This window comes from Micromonospora sp. AMSO12t, assembly GCF_008806585.1.
Taxonomy (GTDB): Bacteria; Actinomycetota; Actinomycetes; order Mycobacteriales; family Micromonosporaceae; genus Micromonospora; species Micromonospora reichwaldensis.
In genome coordinates, this window is sequence record NZ_WAAS01000178.1 from 1 (window position 1) to 13,429 (window position 13,429).

At 73.5% G+C, this 13,429-nt stretch carries 12 protein-coding genes; all 12 read right to left on the minus strand.

Annotated elements, in window-relative coordinates:
* Positions 1–697: SCO3242 family prenyltransferase (locus F6X68_RS22590; RefSeq protein ID WP_151456159.1), on the minus strand; the 697-nt coding region annotated here is incomplete at its 3' end.
* Positions 681–1,841 carry an inositol-3-phosphate synthase gene (locus F6X68_RS22595; RefSeq protein ID WP_151456160.1) on the minus strand — a complete coding sequence of 387 codons (1,161 nt, stop codon included), beginning with the start codon at positions 1,839–1,841 and terminating at the stop codon, positions 681–683. The genes F6X68_RS22590 and F6X68_RS22595, both read right to left, overlap by 17 nt.
* A gap of 488 nt (positions 1,842–2,329) precedes the next feature.
* Complete coding sequence (locus F6X68_RS22600; protein WP_192581502.1) at positions 2,330–3,535, minus strand: Gfo/Idh/MocA family protein; 1,206 nt, start codon at positions 3,533–3,535, stop codon at positions 2,330–2,332.
* A 53-nt stretch (positions 3,536–3,588) separates the two neighbouring features.
* On the minus strand, positions 3,589–4,644 hold the full coding sequence (locus F6X68_RS22605) for a substrate-binding domain-containing protein (protein ID WP_151456162.1): 1,056 nt from the start codon (positions 4,642–4,644) through the stop codon (positions 3,589–3,591).
* Between the two features lie 121 nt (positions 4,645–4,765).
* The gene (locus tag F6X68_RS22610) at positions 4,766–5,890 is read right to left on the minus strand and encodes an ABC transporter permease (RefSeq protein WP_192581501.1); all 1,125 of its coding nucleotides are present in this window, start codon (positions 5,888–5,890) and stop codon (positions 4,766–4,768) included.
* Positions 5,887–7,446 (minus strand): sugar ABC transporter ATP-binding protein, encoded by a 1,560-nt coding sequence (locus tag F6X68_RS22615; RefSeq protein ID WP_151456163.1) that lies wholly within the window; start codon positions 7,444–7,446, stop codon positions 5,887–5,889. Before F6X68_RS22615 ends, F6X68_RS22610 begins: the two co-directional genes overlap by 4 nt.
* Positions 7,443–8,621, minus strand: coding sequence for an ROK family protein (locus F6X68_RS22620; RefSeq protein ID WP_151456164.1), 1,179 nt, complete (start codon positions 8,619–8,621; stop codon positions 7,443–7,445). The genes F6X68_RS22615 and F6X68_RS22620 overlap by 4 nt, the downstream gene beginning before the upstream one ends.
* A 247-nt stretch (positions 8,622–8,868) precedes the next feature.
* Complete coding sequence (locus F6X68_RS22625) at positions 8,869–9,981, minus strand: YihY/virulence factor BrkB family protein (protein WP_151456165.1); 1,113 nt, start codon at positions 9,979–9,981, stop codon at positions 8,869–8,871.
* Between the two features lie 64 nt (positions 9,982–10,045).
* Complete coding sequence (locus F6X68_RS22630) at positions 10,046–10,846, minus strand: ABC transporter permease (RefSeq protein WP_151456166.1); 801 nt, start codon at positions 10,844–10,846, stop codon at positions 10,046–10,048.
* 11 nt (positions 10,847–10,857) lie between these two features.
* On the minus strand, positions 10,858–11,658 hold the full coding sequence (locus tag F6X68_RS22635) for an ABC transporter permease (protein WP_151456170.1): 801 nt from the start codon (positions 11,656–11,658) through the stop codon (positions 10,858–10,860).
* A gap of 87 nt (positions 11,659–11,745) precedes the next feature.
* Positions 11,746–12,288 carry a hypothetical protein gene (locus F6X68_RS22640; protein WP_151456167.1) on the minus strand — a complete coding sequence of 181 codons (543 nt, stop codon included), beginning with the start codon at positions 12,286–12,288 and terminating at the stop codon, positions 11,746–11,748.
* A gap of 146 nt (positions 12,289–12,434) precedes the next feature.
* Positions 12,435–13,367 carry an ABC transporter ATP-binding protein gene (locus tag F6X68_RS22645; protein ID WP_151456168.1) on the minus strand — a complete coding sequence of 311 codons (933 nt, stop codon included), beginning with the start codon at positions 13,365–13,367 and terminating at the stop codon, positions 12,435–12,437.
* Between the last annotated feature and the right edge of the window lie 62 nt (positions 13,368–13,429).

Consider the following 13,429-nt stretch of genomic DNA (forward strand, 5'->3'; position numbering starts at 1 on the left):
CGCGGGGGTCGGCTACCGCCCGGGCCTGGGCCGCGCCGTAGCGGGCCGCGTACCAGCCGGCCAGCAGCGCCGGCAGCGCGGCCCGGTCGGGGCGGGGTCGGACGACGGCGCCCGCCGCGACCAGGGCGGTGCCGGCGAGGGTACGCAGCGGCAGCGCGGCGTCGGCGCCGGTGACCTCGCGGCGGGAGAGCGCGGTGACCGTCCACGTGTGCGCGGCCACGGTGACCGCCGCCGGCACCGCCCGCAGCGCCCGTCCACCCGTCGCGCCGAGCAGCACGTCCAGCCCTCGGCAGGCGGCCATCACGGCCGGCCCGGCGGCCGTCGACTTCGCCGCCAGGTCGTACCCCCAGACGGCGGCGGCGAGCGGGACCGCGACCGTCGCGGCGCGCCGGCCCCCGGCGGCGGTGGCCAGCGCGACCCCGGCGGCGGTGAGCCCGGCGGCGAGGCCGAGCGCGGCCCCGGGGGCCACCCGGCCGCTGGGGATGGGCCGCTCGGGGCGTTCGACGGCGTCCAGCCGGCGGTCGGCCCAGTCGTTGGCGGCCATCCCCGCCCAGTAGAGCAGGACGGACGCGGCGGCCAGCGCGGGCGTACGCCGCCCGAGCGTGCCGGCGGCCGCCGCCCCGGCGACGACGTCCCCGGGCACCGAGAGCGCGGCCGGCGCCCGGACCAGTTCGGCGAGGTCAGCGAGGCGCGGCATCGGTGCCTCCCGCGTGCAGCCGGTGGGCGAAGCCGCACAGTCGGGTCCACTGGTCGGCCAGCGAGTGGGTGGGCGTGCCGAGCGGGTCCTTGAAGAAGAAGGCGAGGTCGGTCAGGGGGCCGGCGTGGCCGGCGGCGTGCGCGGCGGCGGTGAGCCGGGCCAGGTCGAGCACGAGGGGCGCGGCCAGGGCGGAGTCGCAGCCGTGCCAGGTGAACTCCATCCGCATCCCGGTGCCGAGGAACCCGGCGAACGTGATCAGGTCCCAGGCGGTCTTGAAGTCGCCCAGCGCCTCGACGTACTCGATGCGGGTGCCGCCCTGCGGCAGGTGGCCGAGGGTCTCGCCGAGCACGCGCTGCTTGCTCTCCACCTTGGCCGCGTTGGCCGCCGGGTCGGCGAGGGTGGCGCCGTCGCCGCCGCCGAGCAGGTTGACCCCGGACCAGGAGCGCACCGCCAGGTGCCGCATCGCGAACATCGGCGCGAGCACGGACTTGACCAGCGTCTCCCCCGTCTTGCCGTCGTGCCCGGCGTACGGGATCCCGCGCTCGGCGGCCAGCGCCACCAGGGCCGGCAGCCGCAGCCCGGTGGACGGGGTGAAGTCGACGTACGGGCAGCCCGCCCGCACCGCCGCGTACGCGTAGAGGGAGCTGGGTGGCAGCACCTCGTCGGGGCCGGCGAGCGCGGCGGCCAGCGCGCCCGGGTCGGCGTGGCCCGGGTGCGGGCGGGCGGCGGGTTCGGTGGCCGAGACGTTGACCACCACCACCCGGTCCAGCCCGTGCCGGCGGCGGAAGTCGGTGAGGTCGCGTACGGTCGCGGCGGCCCGGTCCGCCTGGCTGCCGCCGGCGGGGGCCGGACGCAGCTCGCGTTCGACGGCGGCCAGCTCGTCGGGGAGGGCGGCGACCAGCCGGCCGGGCAGCACGCCGGCGGCGGCCAGGGTCTCGGCCCGCTTCGCCAGCGGAGTGGTGACGACGTCGTGCCCGCCGAGGACCAGGTCGGTGAAGGCCGGCAGGGCGGGCCCGCGCAGGTCGGGCAGCTCGGTGACGCAGCCGGTCGGGCCGGTGAGCCCGGACCGCAGGGCGAGCGCCCCCACGATGCTGGTGGTCGCGACCGAGCCGCGTGCTCCCACCAGCCAGACACCCGTACGCATGGTGCTCCTTCCCGATCAGGAGGAACCAGCCGTGCATTGAGGTATATAGATATCAGAAGTTTGTTCAGAAAGATACGCATCTATGCGGATGGGCCCCGTCCGCCGGCCGCCCCGGGAGGAGCCCACCGGTCCGGTGTCGACGTCGGCGGCGACGACCCCGGTCCGGTTCCCGGCGCGGACACGGACGGACGGGGCTGGCAGGCAGGGCCGGTCGGCGTCCCGTCCCTGCCTCCCCCGCATCCGCCGGTCGGGACGACGGCGCGCGCCGACCGGACGTCGTGGGGGTGACACGGCCCCGGCAACGGTCGCCGGGTGGTGACGGTCCTCCGGTGCGACCGGGGAATCCCGGTCCGGCCGCACCGGACGACCGTTCTGCTCGTGCGTCACCGGGCCACGCCGGCCCGGCCGCACGTCCTCCGGCTCCGACCTCGTCCCGGCCGCGGGGCGCAACCGCGGCCGGTCCCTCGCCGGTCGGCGCCGGAGTCGGCTCAGGCGGCGACCGTGGCCAGGGCCGGCTCCACCTCGGTCCACGAGGAGCCGAGCTCCGCCGACCGGGTCACCGCGTCCAGCACCAGCTGGACCTGCAACCCGTCGACGAAGGAGGGCGCCGGGTCGACTCCGGTGGCGACCGCCTCGACGAAGTCCCGCGCCTGGTGGGTGAAGGAGTGCTCGTAGCCGATGAGGTGGCCGGGCGGCCACCACGCGGACATGTACGGGTGCTCCCCCTCGGTCACCAGGATGCGGCTGAAACCCTGCTCGGCGGCGGGTCGCGTCGCGTCGTAGAACTCCAGCTCGTTGAGGCGCTCCAGGTCGAAGGCCACCGTGCCCAGCGAGCCGTTGATCTCCACCCGGAGGGCGTTCTTGCGTCCCGTGGCGAAGCGGCTCGCCTCGTACGTGGCCAGCACACCGCCGTCGAGGCGGGCCACGAAGACCGCCGCGTCGTCGACGGTGACCGCCCCGGTGGCCGGGCGGTGGCCGTCGGCACCGTTGCCGTCGGCCGTCGCCCCGTCCACCGTCGCCGCCAGCCCGCTCGACCCGGCCGGCAGCGGCCGCTCCTTGACGAACGTCTCGGTGACCGCGCTGACCCCGGTGATCCGCCGGCCGGTGACGTACTGGGTCAGGTCGATGATGTGCGCGCCGATGTCGCCGAGCGCGCCGGAGCCGGCCTTGTCCCGCTGCAACCGCCACACCAGGGGGAACTGCGGGTCCACGATCCAGTCCTGCAGGTACGTCGCCCGGACGTGCCGGATCACCCCGAGCCGCCCGTCGGCGACGAGCTGGCGCATCATCGCGACCGCCGGCACCCGCCGGTAGTTGAACCCGCACATCGACCGCACCCCGGCGGCCTGCGCGGTGACCGCCGCGGCGGCCATCGCCCGGGCCTCGGAGACCGTGTTGGCCAACGGCTTCTCGCACAGCACGTGCTTGCCGGCGGCCAGCGCGGCGAGGGCGATCTCGGCGTGGCTGTCCCCGGGCGTGCAGACGTCGACCACGTCGATGTCGTCCCGGGCGATCAGGTCGCGCCAGTCGGTCGTGTGCGCGTCCCAGCCGAGCCGGTCGGCGGCGTCGGCCACCTTCCCGGCGTCCCGGCCGCAGATCAGCGACATCCGGGCCCGCGCCGGCAGGTCGAACACCCGGTTCACGGTGCGCCACGCCTGCGAGTGCGCGGCGCCCATGAACGCGTAGCCGACCATGCCGACCCGCAGTTCTCTGTCTGTCGTGGACAAGGTGGGTCTCCCCCCGTGTATCAGAACCCGAGCTTGAGGTAGCTGCCCGCGTTCTCCTTGGTGATCGTCTCGGAGGCGAGGATGATCTCCTTGGGCACCTGGAGTTCCACCAGGTCGGACATGCCCTTGCCCTGGCCGATCAGCCGGGCCAGGGAGATGGCCGAGGAGGCCATCGAGGGGCTGTAGGTCACCGTCGCCTTCAGCACCGTGTTGTCCGCCTGGATGTCCTCCATCGCCTTCTTCGAGCCGGCGCCCCCGACCATGAAGAACTCCTTGCGGCCGCTCTGGTTGACCGCGGCCAGCACGCCGATGCCCTGGTCGTCGTCGTGGTTCCAGAGCGCGTCGATCTTCGGCAGGGCCTGGAGCAGCTGCGCCGCCTCCTGCTGCCCCGAGTCGGCCGTGAACCGGGCCGCCCGGCGGTTGGCGACCTTGAAGCCGCTCGCCGTCAGGGTGTCGACGAAGCCCTTCGACCGCTCCTGGGTCAGCTCCAGCTCGTCCATGCCGGCGATCTCGCCGATCACCGGGTTGCTGACGCCCTTGGCCTTGAACTGCTCGATCATGTAGGTGGCGGCGGCCACGCCCATGCCGTAGTTGTCACCCTTGATCTGGAGCCGGTAGGCCCGCGCGTCGGGGAACGCCCGGTCCAGGTTGACCACCGGGACGCCGGCCTTCATCGCCTCCAGCCCGAACGCGTTGAGCTCCTTGCCGTCGTGCGGCAGCAGCACGATCACGTCCGGCTTCTGCGAGATCAGCGTGGACAGCGCCGCCCGCTGGGCCGCCGCGTCCGCGCCGGCCTCGACCGACTTGAACTCCACGTCGGAGTACGCCCCGGCCTGCGCCTTGGCGTTGTTGGTGATGGCGGCGATCCAGCCGTGGTCGGCGGCCGGCGCGGAGAAGCCGATGACGACCCGTTTGCCGGGCTCATTGTTGCCGCCCGGCGCGGCCGCCGCCTTGGTCTGCGCCTCGGTCGGCTTGGTCTCGTTGCTGGTGCAGCCGGCGAGCAGCACGCCGGCGCCGACGGCGGCCCCGCCGAAGAGCAGCCGGCGGCGCGACATGTCGCGACTGTGCTGGGTCATGACGACCTCCTGGGTTGACGGTGGTGGAGGAAATCTCGCGGTGCGGGACGGAAGAGCGCGTGCGGTGCCCGGCCACCCTCGCTCAGGTGGCCCGGATGCCGCGCGGTCGGTGCGGTGCGGGTCAGGTGCTGGTGAGCCGGTTGCGGCTCAGGAACTGGGTGAGGCTGCGGAACTGGACCTGCTGGACCAGGACGGCTGCGACGATGATGCCGCCCTTGACCATGTTCTGGGCCTCCGTGGAGAGGCCGTTGATGGCGAAGAGGTTGGTGATGGTGGCGAAGATGACCACGCCGAGCAGGGAGCCGATGATGGTGCCCCGCCCGCCGCTGAGCAGCGTGCCGCCGATGATCGCGGCGGCGATCGCGTCCAGCTCGTAGAGGTTCGCCATCGCCGCCTGCGCCGAGTTGGCCTGGGCGGTGAGCATGATGGCGGCGATCCCGCAGCAGAGCCCGGAGAGCGCGTAGAGCAGCACGGTGTGCCGCCGGACGTTGATGCCGGCGAGCCGGGCGGCCTCCGGGTTGCCGCCGACGGCGACCGTACGCCGGCCGAAGGTGGTGCGGTTGAGCAGCACCCAGCCGGCGGCCACCACGGCGGCGAGGATGTAGACCAGCAGCGGGATGCCCAGCAGGCTGTTGCTGGCGAGGCCGTTGATGAAGCCGTTGTCCGACACCTGGGTCTGCTTGTCGGAGATCTCGGCGGCCAGGCCCCGGGCCGCCACCAGCATCGCGAGGGTCGCGATGAACGGCACCAGCCGGCCGTACGAGATGAGCAGCCCGTTGACCAGGCCGACCGCCAGCCCGACGGTGAGCGCGCTGAAGATCATGCCGCCGGCGCCGTAGCTCTGGGTGGCCACCGTGGTGCACCAGACGCCGGCCAGCGCGACGATCGCGCCGACGGAGAGGTCGATGCCGCCGCCGATGATCACGAAGGTCATGCCGACGGTGACCACGCCGACCACGGCCGCCAGCTTGAGGATGCTCAGGACGTTGTCCCACACCCAGTCCGGGTTGGAGTAGAGGTCGGAGCGGGTGAGGGCGCCGATCACGACGAGCACCGCCAGCACCCCGATCAGGCCGAGGTTGCGGCGGGCGCCCTCGCCGCCGTCCCCCCGCCACCAGGAGATCCGGCCCGGTGCCGCCACCTTGTCGACGGCCGCCCCGGTCTGCGCCGGGTCCACCGGCGGCGACTGCGCCGGCAGCTGCGCCGCCCGCTGGGGCGCCACGGTGGGAGTAGGACCCTCGGTCATGCCGGTGCGCCTTCCATCAGGGACCCCGCCATGACGAGGTCGAGCACGGTGTTCTCGTCGAGTTCGCGGGCCGGGGCCTCGTGGACGACCCGCCCCTCCCGCATCACCAGCACCCGGTCGGCCAGGCCGAGCACCTCGGGGACCTCGCTGGAGACCAGCAGCACCCCGACGCCGCGTGCGGCCAGCCCCCGGATCACCTGGTAGAGCTCCGCCCGGGCGCCGACGTCGACGCCCCGGGTCGGCTCGTCGAGCAGCAGCAGCCGGGTGTCGCCGAGCAGCCAGCGGCCGACCACCACCTTCTGCTGGTTGCCGCCGGAGAGGGTGCGCACCGGCCGGCGTACGTCGCGGGGGCGCAGCTCCAGGCTCTCGGCGATCCGGTCCGCCTCGTCCCGTTCCCGGCCGGCGTCGGTGAACCCGGCGCGGGCGTAGCGGGCGAAGGTCGCCAGGGTCACGTTGCGGTAGATCGGCTCGCCCAGCAGCAGCGCCTGGCTCTTGCGCTCCTCGGGGGCCATCCCCATCCCGGCCCGCACCGCCGCGCCGACGCTGCCGGGGCGCAGCGCCCGGCCGGCCATCCGCACCGAGCCGGCATCGGCACGGCGCGCGCCGTAGATGGTCTCCAGCAGCTCGGAACGACCCGAGCCGACCAGCCCGGCGATGCCGACGATCTCGCCGGCCCGGACGCCGAGCGAGACGTCGGCGAACTCGCCGGCCCGGGTCAGCCCCTCGACCGTGAGCAGCTCCGCGCCGCTGGCCACGCCGGCCGGGCGGTCCGGGAAGACGTACTCGATGGTGCGGCCGGTCATGCGGCTGACCAGGTCGCGGGTCGGGGTGTCGCGGGCCGACAGGTTCGCCGCGGTGGTCCGGCCGTCCTTGAGTACGGTGACCCGGTCGCCGATCTCGCGGATCTCCTCCAGCCGGTGCGAGATGTAGATGACGGCGATGCCCTGTGCGGTCAGCTCCCGGATGATCCGGAACAGGTTGCCCACCTCGTCGTGGGCCAGCACGGCGCTCGGCTCGTCCATGATGATCAGCCGTGCCTCGTGGGAGAGCGCGCGGGCCATGCTGACGATCTGCTTGCCGGCGGCGGGCAACGCGCGCACCATCCGCCCGGGCGGGATCTCGGCGTGGCCGAGCCGGCCGAGGATCTGCCGGGTGTGCCGGGCCATGGCGCCCCGCCGGACGAAGCCGAGCCGGCGCGGCTCGTGGCCGAGGAAGGCGTTCTCCGCGACCGAGAGGTCCTCGACCAGGTCGAGTTCCTGGTAGATGGTGGCGATGCCGGCGCGCATGGCGGCCTGCGGGTTGGCGAAGGTGGTCGGCTCGCCCCGCCACTCGACGAGCCCCGAGTCGGGCCGGTGCACCCCGGCCAGCACCTTGATCAGGGTGGACTTGCCGGCGCCGTTCTGCCCGAGCAGGCAGTGCACCTCGCCGGCGCGCACCTCCAGCTGCACCCCGCCCAGGGCCCGTACGCCCGGGAAGGTCTTGACCACGTCGGTGAGGCGCAGCACCACCTCGCCCGCGACGGCGTCGGCGGGCGACTCGACCAGTTGCTCACTCATGATGCCTCCGCGAAGGCCACGTCGCTGGCCAGCACGGCGGCACCGGCGACGCCGGCGCGCGGGCCCAGCTCGGACAGGACGACGGGCAGGTTGCCGGTGGCCAGCGGCAGCGACCGGCGGTAGACGACGCTGCGGATCTCGGCGAGGAGGATGTGCCCGAGCTGGGCGAGCCCGCCGCCGATCACGATCATCGACGGATTGGTGAAGCTGACCAGCCCGGCCAGGACCCCACCCACCCGCCGACCCCCGTCGCGGATCAGCTGGATGCACGTCACGTCCCCCTCGACGGCGCCCCCGGCGACGTCCAGCGCGGTCACCGCGCCGCGTGCGGCGAGCCGTTCGGCCAGCGCCGGCGACACCCCGCTGCGCGCGGCGGCGGTCGCGTCCTTGGCCAGCGCGGCCCCACTGAACAGGGCCTCCAGGCAGCCGATGTTGCCGCAGGAACACATCGGGCCCTGCGCGTCGACCTGGATGTGGCCGATGTCCCCGGCGCAGCCGTCGGTGCCCCGGTAGACCTCGCCGCTGAGGTAGATCCCGCACCCTATTCCGGTGCCGATCTTCACGAAGAGGAAGTCGTCCACGGAGTGGGCGACCCCGCCGTGCCGCTCTCCGATGGCCATGATGTTGACGTCGTTGTCGACCACCGCCGGGCAGCCGTGCTCGCGGGTGAGCAGCTCGCGCACCGGGAACCGGTCCCACCCGGGCATGATCGGCGGGGAGACCGGCACGCCGTCGCGGAAGCTGACCGGGCCGGGCACCCCGATGCCGACGGCGTCGAGCCGCTCGTAGGCGCCGTCCACCCGGGCCTTGTGCAGCAGCTCGTTGACCCGCTGGAGGATCACCTTCGGGCCGGTGCGGATGTCGGCCGCCTCGGCGTACGCGGCGACCGGCTCCAGCCGGCCGTTGACCACCTCGACGTCGATGGAGCTGGCGCCGAGGTCGACGGCGGCGAAGCGCAGGCGCGGGCTCAGCTCGACCAGGGTTGAACGGCGACCGCCCCGGGAGGCCGCCAGCCCCGCCTCGGCGACGTAGCCGAGGGCGACGAGCCGTTCCAGCTCCGCCAGCAGCCGGGGACGGGGCATCTGCAACCGGTCGCCCAGCTCGGCCCGGGACACCGCGCCCTCGTCACGGAGCAGCCGCAGCAGCCGTACGTGCAGGGGGTCGACCGTCCGCACCGGACTCACCTCTTCGCGGGCTCGTTCACATCGACGTGATGCCGAGGTGTCGTGCCGACACAGTAGGAGTGTTCCGTGTCACGTGTCCAGAGCTTCGGCCGATTTGACGCGAACTTTTGTCCGATCGAACAAAAGCATCGGAAGGATCAGGAAAAGCGCGGGGCCCCGGAGCTGGCGGGAGCACGCCGCCGCCCCGCCACCGGGGACGGTGGCGGGGCGGCGGCGGGTGCGGACGGGCGACGCGCGGTCAGCTGCGGTTGGCGGCGTTGCGCTTCTTCTTGAGCTTGCGGTCGTCGCGCAGCTCGACGTACGGCTCCTCGTCCGGGGAGTGGCCCGCCTCGATGGCGCGGCTGCGCTCCAGCTCGGCGTCGAACTCCGCGCCGAGGAGGATCGCGATGTTGCTCAGCCACAGCCAGATCAGGAAGACGATCACACCGGCGAGCGCCCCGTACGTCTTGTTGTACGAGCCGAAGTTGCTGACGTAGAGGGCGAACAGGCCCGAGATCACCAACCAGATGACCACCGCCAGCACGCCTCCGGGGCTGACCCAGCGGAAGCCGCCGTGCCGCGCGTTCGGCGACGCCCAGTAGAGGATCGCGAACATCAGGCTCACCAGGAGCAGCAGCACCGGCCACTTGGCGATGTTCCACACGGTCACCGCCGTGGAGCCCAGCCCGATCGCCTCCCCGACCTGCTCGGCGAGGCCGCCGGTGAAGACCACGATCACCGCGCTGGCCAGCAGCATCACGCCGATCACCGCGGTCACCCCGACGCGGATCGGCAGCGTCTTCCAGATCGGCCGCCCCTCCGGCACGTCGTAGATGGTGTTGGAGGCGCGCATGAATGCGGCGACGTAACCCGACGCCGACCAGAACGCGGCGAGCAGACCGAGGATCGCGGCGAAGCCGGCGAAGCCGCCGCTCTGCTGCGCCTGGTCGATCGCCCCCTCGACGATCTGCCGGATGCTGTCCTGCGGGACGACGTCGTTGACCGTCTCCTTGACGCCCTCCGTGGCCCGCGGGCCGAGCAGGCCGAGGATCGAGACCAGCACCAGCAGGCCGGGGAAGATGGAGAGCACCCCGTAGTACGTCAGCGCCGCCGCCCAGTCGGTCAGGCTGTCGTCCTGGAACTCCCGCACCGTGCGGCGCAGCGCGGCCTTCCAACCGGCGCCCGGCAGCCCGGTCGGGCTGTCGGGACCCTCGTCGGGCCCGACCGGGCCGCGACCCGGGCGGTGCCGCTCGGCACGAACGGGGTCGGATCCCCGGTCCGCGCGGCCCGTCCGGCGGTCGCCCACCCGGCCGGCCGCCCCGGAATCGTCGCGGTCGCGTCCGCTGCGGGTGGAGGACTCGTCGGAGGCCATCGCCCCTCCTCGTGGTCGGTGTCAGTCCCCCTCGACATGCCCAGGCAGCGGCCACCGTTAACCACTAGCCGTAGAGCAACCTGCCCATCCGGCGCGAGGCGACCAGCAGCCCCAGGACCATCGCCGCGACCAGGTAGAGCACGTCGAGCACCCACTCCCAGCCGGCCGCGCCCACCGAGACGCCGCGGATGAGGTGCACCGCGCGGTAGAGCGGCGTCACCTCCACCGCCCAGCGCAGCGCGGCCGGGTAGGCCTCGGCGGGGACGAACGTGCCGGAGAAGAGGAAGAGGGTGAACTGGGCCGCCGACATCAGGTCGAAGTCGTGCCAGCTGCGCATGAAGGTGGTGATCGCCATGCCCAGCGCGCCGAAGGCGAAGCCGACCAGCACGGCCGCCGGGAAGGCGACCAGCGCCCGTGCCGCGGTGGTCAACTCCATCACCACCATCACCACCAGGAAGGCGGCCGAGTACGCGCTGCCGCGCAGCATCGCCCAGAGCAACTCCCCCAGCGCGATCTCGAACGGCTGCACCGGGGTGGCGATCACCCCGTCGTACAGCTTCATCTGCTTCATCTTGCCGAAGAAGTTGAAGGTCGTCTCCGACAGCGCGCCGGACATGGCCGACGACGCGAGCATGGCCGGCGCGACGAACGCCGCGTAGGTGACGACCTCGCCGCCGGGCAGCGTGAGGTCGCCGACCAGCGTGCCGACCCCGACACCGATGGAGAGCAGGTAGAGCAGCGGCTCCACGAACCCGGAGACGAGCAGCAGCCAGTAGACGGCCTTCAGGGCCGCGACGTTGCGCTCGGCCACGGAGACCGACCGGCGGGACGCGGCGGCCAGCCGGGGCAGGACGAGAGCGACCACTGCGACTCCTCCTAGACGACCAGCCTGCGACGGAACGCGCGCCGGGCCAGCAGCCAGCCGCCGACCGCCCAGGCCGCGAGGTAGAGCAGGTGACCGGCGACCGACCACTGCGGAGCGACGCCGAGCGCCGCCGCCCGGCACAGGTCGACGCCGTGCCAGAGCGGGGTCGCGTACGCCAGCCAGCGCAGCGCCAGGGGCAGCGACTCGACGGGAAAGAAGACGCCGGCGAAGAGCGTCATCGGGATCACCGCGAAGCGGAGCAGCATCGCGAGCCAACTGTCGACGGAGACCACCGACGCGTACGCGAAGGTCGGCGCGGCGACCGCCAGGCCGAGCAGCGCCGTCGCCGGCAGCGCGGCGAGCGCCCACGGAGAGCGCAGCGCCCCGAACAGGGCCGTCACCAGCAGGAACGCCGCGACGGTGGTGACCACCCGGAACACCACGAAGGCCAGGTGCCCGCCGAGGATGTCGCCCACCCGCAGCGGCGCCGCGCTCTGCGCGAAGTAGGTCCTGACCCACTGGAAGTTGCCGAACACGGGCCACGTCGACTCGCTGACGGCCGTCTGCAACGCGGTCGACGCGATCAGGCCGGGCACGATCCAGTCGAGGTAGCTCACCCCGTCGATGCCCTGGTCGATGTAGGAGCCGACGCCGACGCCGAAGCCGAGGACGGTCAGCACCGGCAACAGGAACGACGAGAAGATTCCCGCCCGCCAGGTGCGTCGGTAGCCGACGAGGTGGTGCGCCAGCACCGCGAGCGCCGGCACCCGCGGCAACCTCGGGCGCGCGCGTTCCCGCGCCGCCTGCGCCACGCTCACGCGACCACCCCCGTCTCGCTCCGCGTCCACCACGGCCTTCCTACCTCGCGGGTACGACAGGCCAGCGACTCCGTCGCCCCGTCAGCGCTTACGGGCCGCGCGCAGCAGCGCCTGCACCGCGTAGGCGAGCAGCAGCAGCCCGGTGCCGGTGCCGACGACGAGCCCCGCCGGCACCGCCGAGACGAGCGCGGTGACCAGCCCGGCCACGGCGACGGCGCACACCGCCACCCCGAGCGGCCACAGCAGCGGGTCGCGCAGCACCGGGACGAGGGGGAAGAAGTGCAGCCCCACGACGGCGCCGACCAGCACCGGGATGAACTCCGACCAGCCGACGAGGGCGAGCACGACGGCGCCGAGCCCGGCGGCGGCGAACTCGGCCAGGACGATCAGGAGGTAGCGGCGGTCGTCGGCAGGGTCGTTGGCGACGCCCCCGGCTCCCCGGCTGCGGGCCACGACGACGGCGCCGATCACCGCCGTGACCAGGGCCGCGCCGCTCGCGACCACCAGCAGGGCGCGCAGCGGCTGCTCGGCGGCCGGCACGCTGAACCAGATCGTCGCGAAGACGCCCAGGTAGAGCGCGGCGAGCCCGGCCTGGCGGCGGGACTGGAACTCCAACTCCGACATGACACCCCCGTGTGCGTCGCCGGGCGGTCGACGTGGCGCCGGCCCGCCGATGCTACGTAACGGCCGGCCCGCCGCACCCACCCGGTCGCGCCGGACGACCGGCACCGGTTCGCGAACCACCGACGACGAGCGACCGGACGCCCCTGTCAGTCGACCAGGGTGCGGCCGGTGAGGTGGAGGAAGACGTCCTCCAGGCTGCTGCGCCGGACCAGCACGTTGGCCGGGTGCAGCCCCCGCTCGCCGACCTCGGCGACGGCCGCGTCGCCGTCGGACACGTAGAGCAGGATCCGGTCGGGCAGCACCTCGACCCGCTCCCCCAGCCCGTCGAGCTTGCCGGCGAACGCCTCCTGTGACTCGGCGGCGAACCGCAGCTCGACGACCTCCCGGGTGGAGTGCCGGTCGATCAGCGCCCGGGGCGAGCCCTCGGCGACGATCCGCCCGCCGTCCATGACGACCAGGCGGTCGCAGAGCTGCTCCGCCTCGTCCATGTAGTGCGTGGTGAGGACCAACGTGACGCCCTGCTGCTTGAGCCGGAACAGCCGCTCCCACACCAGGTGCCGGGCCTGCGGGTCGAGGCCGGTCGTCGGCTCGTCGAGCAGGACGATCTCGGGCTCGTTGACCAGCGCGCGGGCGATGGTCAGCCGCCGCTTCATGCCGCCGGAGAGCGGCTCCACCCTGCTGTCGGCCCGCTCGGTGAGCTGGACGAAGTCGAGCAGCTCGGCGGCGCGCGCCCGGGCCACCCGGCGGGAGATGCCGAAGTAGCGCGCGTAGGTGGTCAGGTTCTCCTGGACGGTCAGCTCGGGATCCAGGTTGTCGAGCTGCGGGCAGACGCCGAGGCGGGCCCGGATCGCCGGCCCGTCGCGCACCGGATCCATGCCGAGGATGCGCAGCTCGCCGCCGCTGGGCGGGGAGGTGCAGCCGATCATCCGCATGGTGGAGGACTTGCCGGCGCCATTGGGCCCGAGGAAGCCGAACGCCTCGCCGGCCCGCACCTCGACGTCGATGCCGTCGACGGCGGTGAAGTCGCCGAACCGCTTCACCAGCGCCCGCGCCTGGATGAGTGGTGGAGCCGTGGTCATCGCCCGACCCTAACCTCCGGATCCGACACCTCCCCCCGGGCCGGTTCCAGACACCCCGCCGG